This is a genomic window from Dermacoccus sp. Ellin185 (assembly GCF_000152185.1).
Classification (GTDB): Bacteria; Actinomycetota; Actinomycetes; order Actinomycetales; family Dermatophilaceae; genus Dermacoccus; species Dermacoccus nishinomiyaensis.
On sequence record NZ_AEIQ01000069.1, the window covers coordinates 61,620 to 82,197 of the forward strand.

Here is a 20,578-nt window from a genome sequence, read left to right on the forward strand (position 1 = left end):
CGCTCGTTCATTCGACGACCTCTCCGGTCATCACGTTAACCGCTGGCTCGCCCTGCTCCTGCCGGAGCGAACGCACGATGGTCTCGGCGAGCGTCGGACCGATGCCCTTGACCTCGCACAGCGCGTCGGCGTCCGCCGCGCGGATGCGCTTGAGCGAGCCGAAGTGCGCGAGCAGCGCCTTCTGCTTGGCAGGGCCGAGCCCGGCGATGCCGTCGAGCGCGGACGTCGTCATCGACTTCGAGCGCCGCTCGCGATGGAAGGTGATCGCGAAGCGATGCGCCTCGTCGCGCACGCGCTGCAGCAGGTACAAGGCCTCGCTCGTGCGCGGCAGGATGACGGGGTAGTCGTCGTCGACGAGCCACACCTCCTCGAGACGCTTCGCGAGCCCGACGACGGGGATGTCGTCGAACCCGACGTCGGCGAGGGCCCGCGCGGCGGCGTCGACCTGCGGGCGTCCGCCGTCGACGACGAGCAACTGCGGACGGTAGGCGAAGCGCTTGATGCGGCCGTTCTCGTCACGCAGGGAGGGGCCTGCGGTCGCCGCGTCCGCCGGGATCTCGCCGGTCGTCGCGGGCGCGAGGTCGGCGCTCTCCTTCGCGAGCCGGGCGAAACGCCGCGTCAGCACCTCGTGCATCGCGGCGACGTCGTCGTTGCGCAGCGTGCCATCCTCGCCCTCGATGCCGTTGACGATGAAGCGGCGGTACTCCGACTTGCGGGGCAGACCGTCCTCGAACACGACCATCGAACCGACGACGTTCGTGCCCTGCACGTGCGAGATGTCGAAGCACTCGATGCGCAGCGGCGCCTCGGGCAGCCCGAGGTTCTCCTGCAACTCCTCGAGGGCCTGCGAGCGGGCCGTCAGGTCGGACGCGCGGCTCACCTTGTGGCGCGCGAGCGCGTGCTCGGCGTTCTTCGCGACCGTCGCGGCGAGCTCGCGCTTGTCGCCGCGCTGCGGCACGCGGACGTCGACGTTGCTGCCGCGGCGTTCGCGCAGCCACGAGCTGACCGTCTCGACATCGGGCGGCAGCGACGGCACGAGCACCTCGCGCGGGACGTCGTCGCGCCCCTGAAGGTCGCCGTAGACCTCGAGCAGCATGGCCTCGACGAGGTCGGCGGTGTTGACGCCGGCGTCGCTGCCCTTGTCGGTGACCCAGCCGCGCTGACCCCGGATGCGGCCGCCGCGCACGTGGAAGACCTGGACGGCTGCCTCGAGGTCGTCCTCGGCGACGCCGAAGACGTCGGCATCCGTCGCGTCGTCGAACACGACGGCCGACTTCTGCAGCACTTTCTCCAGGGCACCGAGGTCGTCGCGCAAGCGCGCCGCTTGTTCGAAGTCGAGGTCGGCGGCGGCAGCCTTCATGCGTCGCTCGATCTCCCGGGTGAAGCGCGCGGAATCGCCGGCCATGAAATCGCAGAAATCCTGGGCGATCTCACGGTGCTCGGCCTTGGTGACCTTGCCGACGCAGGGCGCGCTGCACTTGTCGATGTACCCGAGCAGACACGGGCGACCCGACGCCTCGGCGCGTCGGTAGACCCCGTTGCTGCACGTGCGCATCGGGAACACGCGCATGAGTTGATCGAGCGTGTCGCGGATCGCCCACGCGTGCGTGAACGGGCCGAAGTAGCGAGTGCCGGGACGCTTGCGCCCGCGCATCACCTGCGCGCGCGGCACCGCGTCGGACATCGTCACCGCGAGGTAGGGGTAGGACTTGTCGTCGCGGTACTTGACGTTGAAGCGCGGGTCGAACTCCTTGATCCAGGCGTACTCGAGCTGCAACGCCTCGACCTCGGTGCGCACGATCGTCCACTCCACCGAGGCGGCCGTCGTCACCATCGTCCGCGTGCGCGGGTGCAGCAGCCGCAGATCCTGGAAGTAGTTGCTCAGGCGCGAGCGCAGGTTCTTCGCCTTGCCGACATAGATGACGCGCCCGTCGCGGTCGCGGAAGCGGTAGACGCCGGGTTCGGTCGGGATGTCGCCCGTCTTGGGGCGGTAGGTGCGGGGGTCTGCCATCAGCCGGTCACGTGCAGCTGGCTGCCCTTGACCTCGACCTTCTTCTCGGCGAGCGGCTTGTCCGCGGGGCCGGCGAGCACGGCGCCCGTCATCGGGTCGAAGCGGCTGCCGTGGCAGGGGCAGACGATCGCCTTGTCGGTGACCTCGCCGACCTGGCAGCCCTGGTGCGGGCACACGGACGTGAACGCCTTGAAGGTGCCCTTCGTCGGCTGAGTGACGACGATGGAGTTGCCGCGGTCGACGAAGCCGCTGCCGACGCTCACCTTGCTCGCGTCGATCGTGGCGTCGACGGACTTCGTCGAGGCCTCGTCGTCGCCCCCGCCGCACGCGGCGAGCATGCCGGTGCCGGCCACGGCGATCGTCGCGGTCATCGCGCTGCGGCGGGTGAACTGTGCCTGGAGGTCGCTCATCATGCCTTCTTCCGGGTCGTCTTCTTCGCCGCACTCGGCGCGGCGCTCGTGTTCTTTGCGGTCGTCTTGCCGGCCGCGGTCTGCTTGCTCGCCGTCTTCTTCGCGGCGGTCTTCTTCATCGCCGCGCGCGGGTCGATGACGGGCTTCTGCGCCACGATCGTCGGCGTCACGCCCGCGGCTTCGAGCAGCGGACGCAGGAAGCGACCCGTGTGGCTCGCCTCGACCTGCGCGATCTGCTCTGGCGTGCCCTCGGCGACGACCTCACCGCCGCGGAAACCACCCTCGGGGCCCATGTCGATGACCCAGTCGGCGCTCTTGATGACGTCGAGGTTGTGCTCGATGACGACGACCGTGTTGCCCTTGTCGACGAGGCCCTGGATGACCTCGAGCAGCTTGCGGATGTCCTCGAAGTGCAGACCGGTCGTCGGCTCGTCGAGGACGTAGATCGTGCGGCCGGACGAGCGCTTCTGCAGCTCCGCGGCTAGCTTGACGCGCTGCGCCTCACCACCCGACAGCGTCGGCGCCGGCTGGCCGAGACGGACGTAGCCGAGACCGACGTCGACGAGCGTGCGCATGTGACGCGCGATCGCGGGCACCGCTTCGAAGAACTCAGCGGCCTCCTCGATCGGCATGTCGAGCACCTCGGCGATCGACTTGCCCTTGAAGTGCACCTCGAGCGTCTCGCGGTTGTAGCGCGCCCCGTGGCACACCTCGCACGGCACGTACACGTCGGGCAGGAAGTTCATCTCGATCTTCAGCGTGCCGTCACCCGAACATGCCTCGCAGCGTCCGCCCTTGACGTTGAAGGAGAAGCGCCCCGGCTGGTAGCCGCGGATCTTCGCCTCCTGTGTCTCTGCGAAGAGCTTGCGGATGGCGTCGAACACGCCCGTGTAGGTGGCCGGGTTGCTCCGCGGCGTGCGCCCGATGGGGCTCTGGTCGACGTGGACGACCTTGTCGAGCAGTTCGGTGCCGGTGACGCGCTTGTGGCGCCCGGCGACCTGGCGGGCGCCGTTGAGGTCGTTCGCGAGCGTCGTGTAGAGGATGTCGTTGACGAGCGTCGATTTGCCCGACCCCGACACGCCGGAGACGACGACGAGGTTGCCCAGCGGGAACGCGACGTCGATGTCCTTGAGCGTGTGCTCACGCGCTCCCTCGACGACGAGGCGGCGACCGTCCTGACCGCGACGCGTCTGCGGCACCGGGATGGACAATCGGCCGCTGAGGTAACCGCCGGTGACGGACTTCTTCTCCGCGAGCAAGCCCTTGACCGGGCCGGAGTAGACGACCTCTCCCCCGTGCTCGCCGGCACCGGGCCCGATGTCGACGATCCAGTCGGCCGTCGCGATCGTGTCCTCGTCGTGCTCGACGACGATGAGCGTGTTGCCGAGGTCGCGCAGGCGCGTCAGCGTCTCGATGAGGCGGTGGTTGTCACGTTGGTGAAGACCGATCGACGGCTCGTCGAGGACGTAGAGCACGCCGACGAGACCTGAGCCGATCTGCGTCGCGAGGCGGATGCGCTGCGCCTCGCCACCCGACAGCGTGCCGGCGGGCCGGTCGAGCGAGAGGTAGTCGAGGCCGACGTCGAGCAGGAAGCCGAGACGCGCCGCGATCTCCTTGATGACGCGCTCGGCGATCTGCCGCTCGCGCGAGGTGAAGTCGACGTCGTCGAGGAAGTGCGCGGACTCCGAGATCGGCAGCGCGCACACCTCGGCGATCGACTTGCCGCCGATCGTCACCGACAGCGACTCGGGCTTGAGGCGTGCGCCGTTGCACGTCGGGCATGGCACCTCGCGCATGTAGCCCTCGTAGCGCTCACGGCTCCACTCCGACTCCGTCTCCGTGTGGCGACGCTTGACGAACGGGATGACGCCCTCGAAGCCCGTCGAATAGGAGCGCTCACGCCCGAAACGGTTGCGGTAGGTGACGTGAACCTTGTGGTTCTTGCCCTCGAGCAGCATCGTCTTCGCCTTGGCCGGCAGGTCGCGCCACGGGGTGTCGAGGTCGAACCCGCTCTCCTTGCCGAGCGCGCCCATGACGCGGACGAAATAGTCGGCGGCACCGCTGCCCTGCGCCCACGGCAGGATCGCGCCCTCGCGCAGCGTCTTGTCCTCGTCGGGGATGATGAGGTCGGGGTCGACACGCAGCTCGGTGCCGAGACCGGTGCAGGCCGGGCAGGCACCGAACGGGCTGTTGAACGAGAACGAACGCGGCTCGATCGCGTCCATCGACAGCGCGTGGTCGTTCGGGCAGGCGAGCTTCTCCGAGTAACGGCGCTCGAGCGGCAGCTCGTCGTGCGCGTCCTCGGCGCCCTCGCGCACGACGCGTTCGATGACGACGAGGCCGTCCGCGAGGCCGAGGGCCGTCTCGACCGAGTCGGTGAGGCGCTGGCGGCCGCTGAGGTCGTCCGGCCCCTTCGCGACGAGACGGTCGACGACGACGTCGATCGTGTGCTTCTTCTGCTTCTCCAGCGTCGGCGGTTCGCTCAGCGTCACCGTCTCACCGTCGACACGGGCACGGGAGAAGCCCTTCGTCTGCAGTTCGGCGAACAGGTCGACGTACTCGCCCTTGCGGGCGCGCACGACGGGTGCAAGCACCTGGAAGCGGGTGCCAGACGGTAGCTCCTGGATCGAGTCGACGATCTGCTGCGGCGTCTGGCTGCCGACCGGCGCGCCGCAGACGGGGCAGTGCGGGCGACCGGCGCGGGCGAAGAGCAGACGGAAGTAGTCGTAGACCTCCGTGATCGTGCCCACCGTCGAGCGCGGATTGCGGTTCGTGCTCTTCTGATCGATGGAGACGGCGGGGCTGAGGCCTTCGATGAAGTCGACGTCCGGCTTGTCCATCTGACCGAGGAACTGACGCGCGTACGCCGACAGGGATTCGACGTAGCGGCGCTGGCCCTCGGCGAAGATCGTGTCGAACGCGAGGGACGACTTGCCCGAGCCGGACAGCCCGGTGAACACGACGAGCGCGTCACGCGGGATCTCGATCGAGACGTTCTTGAGGTTGTGCTCCCGTGCGCCGCGCACGAGAAGGTGATCGTGGCCGCGACGTGGGGCCACGGCGTTGCTGCTGCTTGGAATCTTCGGCACGTCCCCCATGCTAGGTGCGCGCACCGACAACCCCCGAACGGCGCGGAGAAACCCACCCCTGTGGGCACCCGGGACACGCCCACGACGACGGATCAGGCCATGGCGCCGGTCCGATTAGTCTGGGGCGCATGTCTGTGGATTTCACCCCTTCCGAGGTCAACACCACCCCGATCGAGGACTACGCCATCATCGGTGACACCGAGACGGCGGCGCTCGTCAGCCTCCGGGGGTCCATCGACTGGTTGTGTCTGCCCCGCTTCGACTCGTCGAGCTGCTTCACGGCGCTGCTCGGCACGCCGGATCACGGACGCTGGCTGCTCGGGCCCGCCGAGGAGGCCACGACGACGCGGGCGTACCGCGAGGACAGTTTCATCCTCGAGACGATCCACGAGACGGCGACCGGCAAGGTTAAGGTCACCGATCTCATGCCCGTCAGCGACGGCCGCGCAGACGTCCTGCGTCGCGTCGAGGGCCTCGAGGGTACCGTGACGATGGAGCAGGAGTGGGTCGTCCGCCTCAACTACGGCAAGGTGAAGCCGTGGGTGAGCCACCACCCGGGGCACGTGCAGGACGAGGAGGTGCTCGTCGCGATCGCCGGCCCCGACATGCTCATCTTCCGCGGCGACCGGCTTCCCGTCGGCAACGAGGGGCGTCACCGTGACCTGTTCGACGTCTCCGCCGGTGAGACGCTCGACTTCAGCATGACGTGGGTGCCGAGCTACAAGCCGATCCCGATCCCGCTCGACACCGACAAGCGCATCGCGTCGACGCTGGGGCGCTGGAACGACTGGATCGGCCACTGCACCTACGACGGGCCGCACGCCGACGTCGTGCGTCGCAGCCTGCTCGTGCTCAACCTGCTGACGGACAGCCGCCGCGGCGGCATCGTCGCGGCGCCGACGACCTCGCTGCCGGAGGACTTCGGTGGTGAACGCAACTGGGATTACCGCTACTGCTGGCTGCGCGACGCCTCGCTAGGTCTCGAGTCGCTGCTGCGCGCCGGCTACGTCGACGCGACGATCAAGTGGCGCGAGTGGCTCGTGCGTGCCCTCGCCGGTGATCCCGAGGACATGCAGATCATGTACACGATCGACGGTGGGCGCGAGCTGCCCGAGCGTGCACTCGACCATCTGCCCGGGTACGCGGATTCGCGGCCGGTGCGCGTCGGCAACGGCGCCGTCGACCAGAAGCAGACGGACGTCCTCGGCGAGGTCATGATCGCCTTTGAGCACGCGCGCGCCAAGGGTGGGTACGAGAACGAGCAGAGCTGGGCGATCCAGGCCGCGCTCGTCGACCAGCTCGCCGAGCACTGGGACGAGCCGGACAACGGTTTGTGGGAGATCCGCGGGCCGCTGCAGCACTTCACGCACTCGCGCGTCATGGTGTGGGCTGCGTTCAACGCGGCGATCGCCGCCGTCGAGAAGCACGGCCACCCGGGCGACGTCGAGCGGTGGCGCGAGGTGCGCGAGCTCGTGCGTGAGGAGATCCTCACGAAGGGTTTCAACGTGCAGAAGAACACGTTCACGCAGCACTACAACACGACCGAGGTCGACGCGTCGCTGCTGCTCATCCCGGCCGTCGGGTTCCTGCCCGCCGACGATCCTCGCGTCATCGGCACGGTGCGGGCCATCGAGAACGACCTCATGCGCGGCGGTTTCCTCCTGCGCTACCGCACCGAATCGGGCGTCGACGGCCTCGCCGGAGACGAGCACCCGTTCCTCGCCTGCTCGTTCTGGCTCGTCTCCGCGTACGCGAAGATCGGTGAGCTCGACAAGGCCGAGGAGCTGTTCGACCGGTTGTGCGACCTGCCGAACGACATCGGACTCCTCGCCGAGGAGTACGACCCCGAGGAGATGACCCAGGTCGGCAACTACCCGCAGGCCTTCAGTCACCTCACTCTCATCGGCGCCGGCTACGACCTGCATGAGGCGCAGGTCGCTGCGCGCGGGGCGAACGTCTGACGCGGTGGGAGCGGGGTTTCCTGCCCCGGCGGCCCAAAGCGACGACACTGATGACGCGGCATTCACTGCTCGCTCGCGCTGCCACGGGACCGGGCCGCCCCTGCGCGCGGCGTGGCCCGGGCCACCCGGCGCCGATACCTGTGGCGCCGGCGGCTGGGTGGGTGAGATTCTAGAGGCATGAGTTCTTACCTCTCCGATGTGAAACCGGGCGACGCGCCGTCGCGACTCGACCTGCCGGGGCTGACGATGTGGAAGCTGTCGGTTTCCGACATGCACAACAACGTGTATCTGCTGCGTGATGCGACGCCCGAGACGGGTGGTGCAGCGGTGCTCATCGACGCTGCGGCAGATGCCGGAGCCATCACTGCGATGCTCGACGAGGCGCGCGTCGATCGTCTCGATGCCGTCGTGACGACCCACAAGCACTGGGATCATCACCGCGCCCTGCCCGAGCTCGCCGAGCGTGCTGACGCGACGCTCGCCGGTCTCGAGGACGGACCGCACCTCCCGGTCGCGCCCGCGCGGACGCTGAGTGACGGTGACACGATTCAGTTCGGCGCGCAGACGCTCGTCGCGCACCACGTGCCAGGCCACACCCCCGGCAGCGTCGTCTTGTCGTGGACGCCACCCGCCGGCAGCGACGCTCTGCCTCAGCTGTGGACGGGCGACACGCTGTTTCCTGGCGGCGTCGGCGCGACGACGCATTCCGATGAGCAGTCGTTCGACGAGCTGTTCACCATGGTTCGCGATCGCATCTTCGGGCGTTTCGACGATGCCGACGTTCACCCGGGCCACGGCGACGACACGCGTCTGTCTGTCGAACGCCCGCACCTCGACGAGTGGCGCGAACGCGGTTGGTGAGCTGAGCGCCCGACATCATCGTCGCCCTTGACTGCATGGTCCCCTGACTGCACGATGCGGTCGTTGCGTGACCACCGCACCTGGATGCGTGGCGTGGGCAGGCCTGGCGACCTGGGCGCCCGACATCATCGCCGCCCTTGCCTGCACGACGCGGTCTTTGCGTGAATGACCGCACCTGGATGCGTGGCGCGGGCAGGCCTGGCGACTTGAGCGCCGACGACGACGCGGGTCTGCGGCGCGCCGCGGTGACCAACCGGATGGTCATGCCTCGACCAGGTGCGCGAACACCTCTGGTGCCTTGAGCGCCGGCGATGTCTCGTATCGCAGCCGCGGCTGAGTGACGCGCAGGCAGGGGCCGGCGTCGTCGGTGCGTCTCGTCGACTGGCGTGTCATGACGAACGAGCGGCGGGGCTGCGAACCCTCGCGGTTCGCGGCCCCGCCGGTCGCACGTGCAGGGGGATCGTCAGCCGGCGAGGGGCTTCTGACGCGGTTCGTCGCCGAGTTCGCCACGCGCTTCGGCGCGCTTCTCGAACCAGATCGTCGCGAACGGGATCACGGCGCAGAGCAGGCCGATGCCGATCGTCTTGTTCGGCCAGCTCTTCTCCTGCCACAGCTTGAGCGCGCACAGGACGTACCCGATGAACATGACGCCGTGGATGGGCCCGGCGATCTGCACTCCGACCTCAGTGGTCTTGAGCACCCACTTGAAGAACATGCCGATGAGAAGCAGACCCCAGGAAACAGCTTCGGCGAACGCGAAGATCTTGAAGATTCGAGACATGCGGCGATTCTACTGAGACGGCCTGAGTGCCGGCCGATGGAGCGTGCCTGCCAACAGCTCAGCTCGCGGGAGCGAGCGTGGTCGCGACCGTCTCCCCGCTCGGGAGAGTCGTCCAGCGGCGGCCGGTCGGTGACTCCCACGTGCAAACTCCGTCTGGCGTCATGGTCACGGCATAGCCGCCGAAGGTCTTGGCGCGGTGATGGTGGCGGCACAGGGCCTGCAGGTTGCCGACGCTCGTCGGCCCACCGTCGGCGTGCGGGACGACGTGGTCGAGGTCGCAGTTCGTCGAGACCCGGGTGCAGTGCGGGAAGCGGCAGTGCACGTCACGCTCACGGACAAGCCGCGCCACTCGCGCGCCGGGACGATACGTCGTCGAGCAACTCGCGAGCGTCGTCCACGCACCGTCAACGAGGTCGATCGTGAACGTGGTGTCGACGAGCGCCGCGACGCGCCGAACGGCTGCCGCGTCGACGTGGCCCAGGCCGGGGATGTGGGCCGCGCCCAATGTGTCCAGGGGTCGCGTGATGACGCCGATCGGCCCGGCCTCAGCGTGCTGACGGGGCCGACCAAGACCGTCCTCATCAAGACCGCCCTCGTCGAGACCGCAGTTGGGGACGGAGGCGAGCGACGCAGGGGGCTCCAGCGTTCCGAACCGCCGGTCGGAAGGCGCTGGTGGGCTCGCGTGGACGGGCACCTTGAGGTGCATGACGGTGTTGACCGTTGAGTTCGCGAAGACAAGGTCGAGCAGTGCGTCGACGCGAACGGCGCCGAGGGGTTCGGTGCCACTCCCTGCCACACTGACGTGGCTCGCGGCGCGCCACCGCGCGAGTTCGTCACGTGGATCTGGCGCATGGTCGTTGAGCGTCTGAGCGTGCGCTTCGATCGCGGCGCGGAGACGGGCAGCGTCCTCGGTGGCCATGATCAGACGCACCTCGGTGAGGGTGTCGAAATCGAGGTGGGGCGTGAACCATAGCCCGTGCTCACGACGGGGGTCGAGGGTGTCGGCCTCGGTCTGCGCCAGCCGCCTGTCGTGCAGCAGTTTGCGCGCCCGGGAGCGGGCACCGTCGACGCTGAGGTGGTGTGCTCCCCCGCTCACGAGATCCGTGAGCACCTCTGCAGCCAACTCGTCGTCGAGGTGCGCCATCTCACGCGCCAGCGTGGCGGCCACCATGGTGCGGCAGGCTCCCCGCAGCGTCAGTTCGTGCAGAGCGGGCGCGCGGTCGCGGAGCATGCGTCCGTCGACAGCGAGGCGCGACGCGGTGGCGCTCGAACACCCGAGGGCGTTCCCGAGATCATCCCCCGCGAATTCGCCTGCGGTCGGAGGGCGTTCGCAGAGCCCATAGTTCTCCTCGTCGAGGTGAGCACGCTGGGCGACCGTGTCTTCGTGTTCGACGGCGACGGCGTGAAGCACCGCGTCGGCGGCCCTCGTCACCTCCTGCGCAGCAACGGCGATGTCTTCCAGTCGTGCTTGGAGCGTGAACGTGCGCGTGTGGCGCTCATCGAAGGTTCGCGGCAACGCGTCGCCCGAGCAGGGCGCCAATGTCTCCGGGTCGGCCAGCGCCTGCTCTGCGATCGCGCGCGTCAGCAGAACCCATGCGCCCACCAGCTCGGTGGACGGCATGGCGGCGACCGTCTCGGCCGTCACTGCCAGCGTTTGATCCATGCCACTAGTTTAGTACACATGTTCGAATCTTGGTAGGGTCAAAGGGATAGTGAGTGAACCCACTGGCCGGCCCTTCCTCCGCGCCAGGGCTGCATCACGAATCACAAGAGCACCCGCCGCGTGCAACCCTGCGATCAGGCGGCGCTGGTTTGCACCCGCTTGGTCTACCGCCTGACGGCAGACGAGGTACAGGCGACTGGTGGTTGACTCATCCCATGGCCTCAGCGACGCTGCCCACGCACATTGCCGTCGTGGCACTCGTTCGGGACGCGAGGGTGCTACTCGCTCACCGCCACCCGAACCGGATGAATTATCCGGACCTGTGGGACCTGCCCGGGGGACACGTCGAACCCGGCGAGTCCGCCGAGTGCGCTGCCCGTCGCGAGTGCGTCGAAGAGCTCGGAGTGACGGTGATCGATGCAGAGCGATTTCCGATGGCCTGCAAGGATCCAGCCCTGTTGAAGCATGCGTTCTTCGCGACGCGCTGGGTAGGGAACCCCCGCAACATCGCGCCCGACGAGCACGACGACATCGGCTGGTTCGCCGAGAGCGAACTGCCCCGGTTGGCCATGGCCGATCCTGCGGGGTGTCAGGACCTCGTCAGGCTCATGCGGGCGATCAAATGACATCAGCCCCGGCGTGGCGTGACCGTATTTCGCTTGCCGGTCGGCTGCCTCGCCCATAGCGTGTCGAGCATGCCCCAACCTGCTGGCTTCGCCTTTCTCGAACGTGATGGCGTCGTTGTCATCACTCATCACGGACGCACAGCGACGACTCTTAGGGGCGCGCGTGCTGCGGACTTCTTGGAAGACGTCGAGGACGGTGACGCTCAGGAGATCATGGCGCGCCTCACCGGCAACTATCGCCGCGGCAATGAGCGTCAGGCCCGCAACCATCCTCGCAACAAGGGGCGATGACCACGCGGCGCCGAGATCCCACCCGGCGCCGCGGACGCCATCAGGGCGCTACTTCTGCGCCTCCGTCATCTGGCGCAGTTCTTTCTTGAGGTCACGTAATTCGTCGCGCAGACGCGCTGCGAGTTCGAACTGCAGCTCGGAGGCCGCCTCACTCATCTGGGCCTGCAACTCCTGGATGAGGCCCGCGAGGTCGGCGGCGCTGCTCGCCTCGCGCTTCGCGCCCGCGGCGACGTTCGCGTCGGCACTCGCCGCACCGCTGCCGCCGCGACCCTTACCACGCGACATCGAACGGCCGGAACCGAGCAGTGCGTCCGTGTCGGCGGACTCGCGCTGCAGCATGTCGGTGATGTCCGCGATCTTCTTGCGCAACGGCTGTGGGTCGATGCCCTTCTCCGTGTTGTACGCGATCTGCAGCTCACGGCGGCGCGACGTCTCGTCGATCGCCTCCTGCATCGACGGCGTCACCTTGTCGGCGTACATGTGCACCTGACCGGAGACGTTTCGCGCAGCGCGACCGATGGTCTGGATCAGGCTTCGTGCGGACCGCAGGAAGCCCTCCTTGTCGGCGTCGAGGATCGCGACGAGCGACACCTCCGGTAGGTCGAGACCCTCACGGAGCAGGTTGATGCCGACGAGGACGTCGAACTCACCCATGCGCAACTCGCGCAGCAACTCGACGCGGCGCAACGTGTCGACCTCCGAGTGCAGATAGCGCACCCGCACACCCTTGTCGAGCAGATAGTCGGTGAGATCCTCGGCCATCTTCTTCGTCAAGGTCGTGACGAGGACACGCTCGTTCTTGTCCGTCCGTGTGCGGATCTCGCCGAGCAGATCGTCGATCTGCCCCTTCGTCGGCTTGAGCACGATCTCGGGATCGACGAGACCCGTCGGGCGGATGACCTGCTCGACGTAGCCGTCGCTCTTGCTCATCTCGTAGTCGCCCGGCGTCGCCGAGAGGTACACCGTCTGCCCGATGTGCTCGAGGAACTCCTCCCACTTCAACGGCCGGTTGTCCATCGCGCTCGGCAGACGGAAACCATGGTCGACGAGGGTGCGCTTGCGCGACATGTCACCCTCGTACATCGCCCCGATCTGCGGGACCGTCTGGTGCGACTCGTCGATGACGAGGAGGAAATCCTCCGGAAAGTAGTCGAGCAGCGTGTTCGGCGCGGTACCGGGGCCACGACCGTCCATGTGACGGCTGTAGTTCTCGATGCCGGCGCACGACCCGACCTGCCGCATCATCTCGATGTCGTACGTCGTCCGCATCCGCAAGCGCTGCGCCTCGAGCATCTTGCCCTCGGCCTCGAACCGCTTGAGCTGATCGCCCAGCTCGACCTCGATGCCGGCGATGGCGCGCTCCATGCGCTCGGGCCCGGCGACGTAGTGCGTCGCCGGGAAGACGTACATCTCCGACTCCTCGTTGACGATCTCCCCCGTCAACGGGTGCAACGTGTAGAGCCGGTCGATCTCGTCGCCGAAGAACTCGATGCGGATCGCGAGCTCCTCGTACACGGGGATGATCTCGACCGTGTCGCCGCGCACGCGGAACGTGCCGCGCGTGAACGCGAGGTCGTTGCGCGTGTACTGCATCTCGACGAACCGGCGCAGCAACTCGTCGCGGTTGATCTCCTGGCCGACCTTGAGACGGGCCATCCGGTCGACGTACTCCTGCGGCGTGCCGAGACCGTAGATGCACGACACGGACGCGACGACGATGACGTCACGCCGCGTCAGCAGCGAGTTGGTCGCCGAGTGACGCAGCCGCTCGACCTCCTCGTTGATCGAGGAATCCTTCTCGATGTACGTGTCCGTCTGCGGCACGTACGCCTCGGGCTGGTAGTAGTCGTAGTAGCTGACGAAGTACTCGACGGCGTTGTGCGGCAACAACTCGCGGAACTCGTTGGCGAGCTGCGCCGCGAGCGTCTTGTTGGGCGCCAGCACGAGCGTCGGGCGCTGCACCTGCTCGATCAGCCACGCCGTCGTTGCCGACTTTCCGGTACCCGTCGCACCGAGCAGGACGATGTCCTGCTCCCCCGCCTTGACGCGCTTCGACAACTCGGCGATGGCCTTCGGCTGATCGCCGGCGGGCTCGAACTCGGATTCGACCTTGATGGGTGCGACAGAACGCTGCAGATCGGTGACTGGACGCATGCCGCAACCCTAGACCCGCCCACTGACAACCCCGGAATCCCGCGGTCCTCAGCCCTGCAAGTGCGTGCGCCACACGTCGTCGACGCGGCGACGCAACGTGTCCTCGTCCCCCGCGTTGTCGATCCACACATCGGCGACCGCGCGGCGCTGCTCGTCGCTGGCCTGACTGCGCATGCGTGCCTCGGCGACCTCACGCGGCATCCCGCGGTGCTCCTCGAGCCGCTGCAGACGCGTCTCGACGGGCGCATCGACGACGATGACGACGTCGTAGTCGCCCTCGCGCCCCAGCTCGACGAGCAACGGAATGTCGTGCACGAGCACCTGCCCCGGTTTCGCCGCGGCGAACAACTCGAGCGTGCGCGCCGCGATGAGCGGGTGCGTGATGGCTTCGAGGTCGCGCCGCGCGCCCTCGTCCGCGAAGACGATGGCCCCCAGCGCGCCGCGATCCAGCTCGCCCCGCGCCGTCAGGACGCCGTCACCGAAGCGGTCGGCGATCTGCGCGAGCCCCGCACTGCCGGGCGCGACGACCTCGCGCGCGACGGCGTCGGCGTCGACCACCAGCGCCCCGTGCTCGACGAGCAATCGGGCCACCGCAGACTTGCCCGAACCGATCCCACCCGTCAACCCGACCTTCATCGTCGCCTCCTCAGACGCGCGTCGCGGCACTGTTCAGCGCCGGTGCGACCTCATCGTCCCAGAACGCACCGACAGCCGCGTCGAGCTCGTCGATGCTGCCCTCGTTCGAGAGGACGACGTCGGCCGCGTCGCTGCGCTCGCGCCCCTGCGTGTCGGCGTCGATCTCGGCCCAGGCCTGCTCAAGATCCAGTCCACGCTCGGCCATGAGCCGTTCGACGCGCACCTCCGCCGGCGCCTCCACGACGACGACGTGGTCGAAGTCGCGCGGCGTCGCGGCGTCCGTCAGCAGCGCGAGGTCGAGCACGAGCACCGAGTCATCGCCCACGGCCTTGGCCCGGGCGTCGGCCTCCGCACGCACGAACGGGCCGATGACGGCATACATCCGCTCGCGCGCCGCGGGGCTGCGCGTCGTGAGGTCGTCGAGCGTGTGCCAGTCGATCGTGCCGTCGGGGTGGGCGATCGTCTCGGAGAACACCTCCCGCAACCGGTCGAGGGCTTCCTCGCCCGGCACGAGCAGTTCGCGCATCACCTCGTCGAACTCGACGACAACCGCGCCGCGGCGCTCGAACGCGTCGCCGACGACCGACTTGCCCGCGGCGACCGGCCCCGTCAGCCCGAGGGAGACGGCGGCGCGCTCCGCGGCCTGCTGCTGCGTCTGCGCCGTCGTCGGGACGTGCGTCTCGAACTCCGGCTCGGTGCCCTCCTCGAACTCGGGCAGGACGACGTAGGCGTCCTCGTCGAGCACGCCCTCGGCGGCGCGCCGCTCGTACTCCTCGGCGGGCAGCACCTGCTTCCACTGGCGGGTCCGCATCGGGCGTGCCGCTCCGGCGTCCTCACGCAGCGCCTGGAACAACAGCCAGGCCTGCAGGACCGTCAGGACCGTGATGGGGAACCCGATGACGATGATGACCTCCTGCAGCGCCGACAGCCCGTCCTCGCCCGCCGTGAGGATGATCGCAGCACAGACGGCGCCCACCGACAGCGACCAGAACACGCGCTGACGGCGCACCGACGCGTCCTCGTGGCCGTTGACCATGGCGTCCATGACGAGCGCGCCCGAGTCGATCGAGGTGATGAAGAAGATGACGATGACGGCGAGCGCCAGCGTCGCGACGGGCAGGTAGCCGGGCAGGTCGCGCAAGAACTGGAACAGCGCCGCCTGCGGGTTGTTCTCGTCGACGATGGTGTGCGCGAGCGAACCGCCCTGGCCCGCAGCCTTCGCGCTCGCTCGATCGCTCGTGATCGACGTGAGGCCGTACACGCCGATCCACACGATGACGAAGGCGCTGGGCAGCCCGATCGATGCCGTCACGAACGCGCGGATGGTGCGTCCGCGCGAGATCTTGGCGACGAACATCCCGACGAACGGTGCCCACGTCACCGTCCACGCCCAGTAGAAGACCGTCCACTGACCCGACCACGCGCCGTGGTGCATCGTGTCGTTGAACGTCGACAGCATCGGCAGCTGCGACAGGTAGCGACCGGCCGACTCGACGATGCCGCGCGCCACGTCGGAGGCCGACATCGCCGTCATCGCCACGAAGAGGAGCAGCGCGATCGCCATGAGGATGTTGGCGTAGGACAGGTTCTTGACGCCCTTGTCCATGCCGGCGAGCACGGACGTCAGCGCAGCCGCCGTGATGACGGCGAGGATCGCGGCCTGCACCCACCCGGCGATCGGCAAGCCGAAGACATCGTTCATGCCCGAGTTGATCTGCAGCGCACCGAGCCCCGTCGAGACGGCGAGACCGAAGACGGTGGAGACGACGGCGATGATGTCGATGGCCTGGCCGATGGGGCCGTGGATGCGGTCGCCGAGCAGCGGATGGAACGCAGACGACACGCGCGGCGGCAGGTTCCGCTTGTACGTGAAGTACCCGAAGCACAGGCCGGGCACGACGAGGATGGCCCACATGTGGATGCCGAAGTGGAAGTTCGCGATCGACAGCGCGTCCCACGCCGCTTCGTCCGAGTAGGGCGCCGCGCCGAGCGGCGGGCGCGCGTAGTGGTTCATCGGCTCGGCGATGCCCCAGAACATCAACGTCGCGCCGACGCCGGCCGCGAACATCATCGCGAACCACGACAGCCCCGAATAGGCGGGCTCGGCGTCGTCAGGGCCGAGCTTGACGCGCCCGTAACGGCTTGCGGCGAGCCCCAGCGAGAAGACGACGAGAAGGGTCGCGGCCGCCGTGTAGAACCAGCCGAGGTCGAAACGCAACCAGTGCGCCGCCGCACCGAAGACGGAACGCACCGGGTCGGGGAAGAGTGCCATGGACGCGGTGAACACGACGATCAGCGCAGCGGAGCCGAAGAAGATCCGCGGTGACGTACGTAGGCCGAGACGGTCGTGCAGACGGGTGGTGAAGGAGCTCATCAACGCTTCGGGGTCGGTGGTGCCCGAGCCTGCGGACGATCGCCACGAGCCGGGTCGTGCCCTCGTGGCACGAGGGCCAACCCTACGTGGTGCCCGCGGCTCGCGCCGAGTGCCCCCAGGCCGCCGTCAGTCGCCGAAGATGCTCATGCGCTCCAGGCGGTCGAAGGCCTCGTCGATCTGCTCCTCGCCGACGGTGACAGCGAGACGCAGGAACCCTTCGCCCGACGCGCCGAACGCGGTGCCGGGGATCGTCAGGATGTGGGCTTCCTCGACGATGCGCGCGGCGCACTCGAGCGACGTCAGACCGGTCTCGCGGATGTCGACCCACAGGTAGATCGTGCCCTGCGGTTCGAAGGCGTCCATGTGCGTCAGCCGCTGCACGCGCTCATATGCGCGCTGCAGGCGGCCGCGGTAGAGCTCCTTGACGGGCGGACGCAGCTCGGCGCGTCGTTCGAGAGCGTTGAGGGCCGCGCGCTGCGAGATCGAGGGCGCGGTGAAGACGTTGTTCTCGTTGACGTCACGCGCCGTCGAGACGAAGTCGGCCGGGGCGAGGATCCACCCGATGCGCCACCCAGTCATGAGGTAGTCCTTGCTGAACGACCCGATCGTCACGGTGCGCTCCGCCATGCCGGGCAGCGACGCGAACGGCACGAACGGCTCGCGGTAGGTGAACAACGTGTAGATGTCGTCGGCGACAACGACGAGGTCGTGCTCCGTTGCGACCCGCGCGACGCCCTCGAGCGCTTCGCGGCTCCACTGCACACCCGTCGGGTTGCACGGCGTGTTGACGATGACGCCGCGCGTGCGCGGCGTGATGGCGGCCTCGAGGTCGCCGATCGTCACCTGGAAGCCGTTCTCCTTCGTCGTCGGCACGAAGACGGGCACGCCGCGCGCGAGACGCACCTGGTGCGGGTACGGCGTGAAGTACGGCTCGATGACGAGCACCTCGTCACCGTCGTCGAGCAGCGTCTCCATGACGAGCCACATCGCGTGGCAGCCCGACGTCGTCACCATGACGTCGTCGACGCTGCGTTCTACGCCGTAGTCGTCGCGGTACATGTCGACGATGCCCTGGCGCAGCTCCGGGTAACCCAGGCTCGAGGTGTAGTGCGTGTGGCCGGCCTTCGCGTCGGCCGCGGCAGCCTCGATGATGCCGGCGTCGGTCGTCAGGTCGGGGTCGCCGAGGCTGAAGTTGATGACGTCGTCGAACTCGCGCGCACGGTCGGCGATGACGGACATCTGCGTCGCGGAACCCGCCTGGTAACGGGAGGAGATGAAACGAGGCACGGTGCGCCTTTCGAGCTGGTGGCCCCGCGGATCTCGCGGGGCCCGACGCAGCCATCATGCCGCAGAGCGAGACCTCGTGAAACGTTTAGGGTAGGGGCGTGAATGGCCTCCTCGTGACCGGTACCTCCTCCGATGCGGGCAAGTCGCTCGTCGTCACCGGGCTCGCGCGGGCGTGGGCGCGACGCGGGGTGCGTGTGGCCCCGTTCAAGTCGCAGAACATGTCGAACAACTCGATGGTGTGCCGTGACGGCAGCGAGATCGGGCGCGCGCAGTACCTGCAGTGCGAGGCTGCGGGCGTCGAGGCCGCGAGCGTGCACAACCCAGTCCTGCTCAAGCCGGGCAGCGACCGGGAGGCGTTCGTCGTCCTGCGTGGCCGACCGGCAGGGCGGTTGCGCGCCGGTGAGTACGCGACGGGCCGCCGTCACCTCGCGGACGCGGCGTTCACGGCCTTCGAGGAGCTGGCGGGCGACGTCGACGTCGTCATCGCCGAGGGTGCCGGCTCCCCCGCCGAGATCAACCTGCGCGGCGGCGACTACGTCAACATGGGGCTCGCGCGCCGCTTCGACCTGCCCGTCGCCCTCGTCGGCGACATCGACCGCGGCGGTGTGCTCGCCGCGCTGTACGGGACGTGGGCGTTGCTCGACGACGACGATCGTCGCCATCTCGCGGCGTACGTCATCAACAAGTTTCGCGGCGACGCGTCCGTCCTCGAGCCCGGTCTCGACGAGATCACGCGACGTACCGGCCTGCCCTGCCGCGGCGTGCTGCCATGGCTCGAGGATGTGTGGCTCGACTCTGAGGATGCCTTGTCGATCGGTCGGTGGCGACCGAGTCTTGCGGGCGGCGATGCAGACGAGGCGTGTCTGAGCGTCGCCGTCGTCCGGTTTCCGCGCACGAGCAACGCGACCGACGTCGATGCTCTCGCCGCCGAACCGGGCGTCGACGTGAGGGTGACGACGGACGCCGACCTGTGCCGTGAGGCCGACCTGCTCGTCCTGCCGGGCAGTCGCGCGACCGTCAGTGATCTGGCTTGGCTGCGCGCCCGCGGGCTCGCCGACGTCGTCGCCGACCGCGTTCGGCGTGGGGCGCCGGTGCTCGGCATCTGCGGCGGCTACGAGATGCTCGTCGACCGGCTGGAGGATTCCGTGGAATCCGGTGTCGGGGCGGTCGACGGGCTCGGGCACCTGCGCGGATCGGTGAGGTTCGAGGCGGAGAAGACGTTGGCTCGGCCCGCTGGAACGTGGCGGGGCGAGGACGTCGACGGCTACGAGATCCACCACGGTGTCGTCACCGCCGAACCGAACTTTCCCGGCGGTACGTGCGCGGGGGCCGTGTGGGGCACGATCTGGCACGGCACCCTCGAGAACGACGGATTCCGGCGGGCGTGGCTGCGTGACGTCGCCCGCGCGTCGGGCTCGGCGTGGGTGCCTCGCGACGGCGCGATGGGGTTCCGTGCCCGACGTTCAGCCATGATCGACGCCCTCGCCGACGCCTGCGACGAACACCTCGACGTCGACGCGCTGCTCGACCTGGCGATGAGGAAGGGCTGAATCATGACGGACACCACGACCCCTCGCGAGGTTCGCGTCATCGGTATCGGCGCGGGCTCCCCGCGTCATCTGACGCTCGAGGCGATCGACGCGATGCGTGAGGTCGACGTCTTCCTCGTCGCCGACAAGGGCGATGAGAAGCGCGAGCTCGTCGAGGTGCGCGAGGCGCTGTGCCGCACGCATCTGGCCGAGGGCAGCTACCGGTTCGTCGCGCTCCCCGATCCGCGGCGCGGCCCCGACGCCGAGCGTGACGCGCACCAGTACACCGACGGTGTTCTCGATTGGCACGACGCGCGCGCTCACGCGTGGGGCGAGGTGATCGACGCGCTCGAGCCGGGAATCGTCGTCGGATTCCTAGTCTGGGGTGACCCCGCGTTCTACGACTCGACGATCCGCGTCGTCGATCGTCTGGCGCGCCATCGGCCGGTGAACTCGGTTGTCATTCCGGGCATCTCGGCGTTCCAGACCCTCGCCGCGGCGCACGGCATCGTGCTGCACCAGATCGGCCAACCGGTGCACGTCACGACCGGTCGACGGCTCATGACTGAATGGTCCCCCGGCCTCGGAACGGTCGTCGTCATGCTCGACGGGCACCTCGCGTGCCGCCACCTCGTCGAGACGCACCCTGACCTCGTCATCCACTGGGGCGCGTATGTCGGCATGCCCCAGCAGACGCTGCGCGCGGGCCGCCTCGTCGACGTCATCGACGAGATCGTCGACGTTCGTGCCCGCCTGAAGCAGGAGCACGGCTGGGTCATGGACGTCTACGCGCTGAGCCTGCCGGCATCCTGACGAGTGGCCCCGCCGTCGGCCACCGCACTCCTGGGTCTCGTTCCTGAGAGGCGGGATGTCGTGAGAGCCGCGATCGCGCCATACAGGGTTTC

15 protein-coding genes are annotated in these 20,578 nt (G+C 68.5%); 6 read left to right on the forward strand and 9 right to left on the reverse strand.

The window, feature by feature from the left end; translation table 11 throughout:
* Positions 1 to 7 precede the first annotated feature (7 nt).
* The 3 genes from uvrC to uvrA are packed head-to-tail and all read right to left on the reverse strand — an operon-like array spanning position 8 to position 5,519.
* The gene (gene uvrC, locus HMPREF0321_RS07345; protein WP_006945374.1) at positions 8 to 2,011 is read right to left on the reverse strand and encodes an excinuclease ABC subunit UvrC; all 2,004 of its coding nucleotides are present in this window, start codon (positions 2,009 to 2,011) and stop codon (positions 8 to 10) included.
* The gene (locus tag HMPREF0321_RS07350) at positions 2,011 to 2,421 is read right to left on the reverse strand and encodes a Rieske (2Fe-2S) protein (protein ID WP_040014672.1); all 411 of its coding nucleotides are present in this window, start codon (positions 2,419 to 2,421) and stop codon (positions 2,011 to 2,013) included. The genes uvrC and HMPREF0321_RS07350 overlap by 1 nt, the downstream gene beginning before the upstream one ends.
* On the reverse strand, positions 2,421 to 5,519 hold the full coding sequence (uvrA, locus tag HMPREF0321_RS07355; RefSeq protein WP_040014659.1) for an excinuclease ABC subunit UvrA: 3,099 nt from the start codon (positions 5,517 to 5,519) through the stop codon (positions 2,421 to 2,423). Before uvrA ends, HMPREF0321_RS07350 begins: the two co-directional genes overlap by 1 nt.
* Positions 5,520 to 5,638: 119 nt before the next feature.
* Between uvrA and HMPREF0321_RS07360 the strand changes: the two genes are divergently transcribed.
* On the forward strand, positions 5,639 to 7,471 hold the full coding sequence (locus tag HMPREF0321_RS07360; RefSeq protein ID WP_006945360.1) for a glycoside hydrolase family 15 protein: 1,833 nt from the start codon (positions 5,639 to 5,641) through the stop codon (positions 7,469 to 7,471).
* Positions 7,472 to 7,648: 177 nt separating this feature from the next.
* Complete coding sequence (locus HMPREF0321_RS07365; RefSeq protein ID WP_006945413.1) at positions 7,649 to 8,332, forward strand: MBL fold metallo-hydrolase; 684 nt, start codon at positions 7,649 to 7,651, stop codon at positions 8,330 to 8,332.
* Between the two features lie 463 nt (positions 8,333 to 8,795).
* Here the strand turns inward: HMPREF0321_RS07365 and HMPREF0321_RS07375 are convergent, their stop codons facing one another.
* Together HMPREF0321_RS07375 and HMPREF0321_RS07380 are read right to left on the reverse strand one after the other, a co-directional pair.
* Positions 8,796 to 9,113 carry a DUF3817 domain-containing protein gene (locus HMPREF0321_RS07375; RefSeq protein WP_006945470.1) on the reverse strand — a complete coding sequence of 106 codons (318 nt, stop codon included), beginning with the start codon at positions 9,111 to 9,113 and terminating at the stop codon, positions 8,796 to 8,798.
* A 58-nt stretch (positions 9,114 to 9,171) separates the two neighbouring features.
* On the reverse strand, positions 9,172 to 10,776 hold the full coding sequence (locus HMPREF0321_RS07380; protein ID WP_040014660.1) for an HNH endonuclease signature motif containing protein: 1,605 nt from the start codon (positions 10,774 to 10,776) through the stop codon (positions 9,172 to 9,174).
* A 215-nt stretch (positions 10,777 to 10,991) separates the two neighbouring features.
* Between HMPREF0321_RS07380 and HMPREF0321_RS07385 the strand changes: the two genes are divergently transcribed.
* Positions 10,992 to 11,402 (forward strand): NUDIX hydrolase, encoded by a 411-nt coding sequence (locus HMPREF0321_RS07385; protein ID WP_038568324.1) that lies wholly within the window; start codon positions 10,992 to 10,994, stop codon positions 11,400 to 11,402.
* 69 nt (positions 11,403 to 11,471) lie between these two features.
* A complete protein-coding gene (locus tag HMPREF0321_RS07390) occupies positions 11,472 to 11,693 on the forward strand; it encodes a hypothetical protein (protein WP_038570941.1) in 222 nt (73 codons plus the stop codon).
* Between the two features lie 48 nt (positions 11,694 to 11,741).
* On the opposite strand, the gene uvrB is transcribed toward HMPREF0321_RS07390, so the two are convergent.
* From uvrB to HMPREF0321_RS07410, 4 genes are all read right to left on the reverse strand, one after another.
* Positions 11,742 to 13,847 carry an excinuclease ABC subunit UvrB gene (gene uvrB / locus HMPREF0321_RS07395; protein ID WP_006945332.1) on the reverse strand — a complete coding sequence of 702 codons (2,106 nt, stop codon included), beginning with the start codon at positions 13,845 to 13,847 and terminating at the stop codon, positions 11,742 to 11,744.
* A gap of 48 nt (positions 13,848 to 13,895) precedes the next feature.
* Complete coding sequence (coaE, locus tag HMPREF0321_RS07400; RefSeq protein ID WP_006945478.1) at positions 13,896 to 14,483, reverse strand: dephospho-CoA kinase; 588 nt, start codon at positions 14,481 to 14,483, stop codon at positions 13,896 to 13,898.
* A 10-nt stretch (positions 14,484 to 14,493) separates the two neighbouring features.
* Positions 14,494 to 16,857 (reverse strand): dephospho-CoA kinase, encoded by a 2,364-nt coding sequence (gene coaE / locus HMPREF0321_RS07405; protein WP_006945340.1) that lies wholly within the window; start codon positions 16,855 to 16,857, stop codon positions 14,494 to 14,496.
* Positions 16,858 to 16,983: 126 nt separating this feature from the next.
* The gene (locus HMPREF0321_RS07410; RefSeq protein WP_006945435.1) at positions 16,984 to 18,144 is read right to left on the reverse strand and encodes an aminotransferase class I/II-fold pyridoxal phosphate-dependent enzyme; all 1,161 of its coding nucleotides are present in this window, start codon (positions 18,142 to 18,144) and stop codon (positions 16,984 to 16,986) included.
* A 98-nt stretch (positions 18,145 to 18,242) separates the two neighbouring features.
* Here HMPREF0321_RS07410 and HMPREF0321_RS07415 point away from each other — a divergent pair, with 98 nt between their 5' ends.
* The gene (locus HMPREF0321_RS07415; protein ID WP_006945436.1) at positions 18,243 to 19,694 is read left to right on the forward strand and encodes a cobyric acid synthase; all 1,452 of its coding nucleotides are present in this window, start codon (positions 18,243 to 18,245) and stop codon (positions 19,692 to 19,694) included.
* Between the two features lie 3 nt (positions 19,695 to 19,697).
* Entirely contained in the window at positions 19,698 to 20,486 is a 789-nt protein-coding gene (gene cobF / locus HMPREF0321_RS07420; protein WP_006945453.1) for a precorrin-6A synthase (deacetylating), read from the forward strand.
* The last annotated feature ends 92 nt before the right edge of the window (positions 20,487 to 20,578 follow it).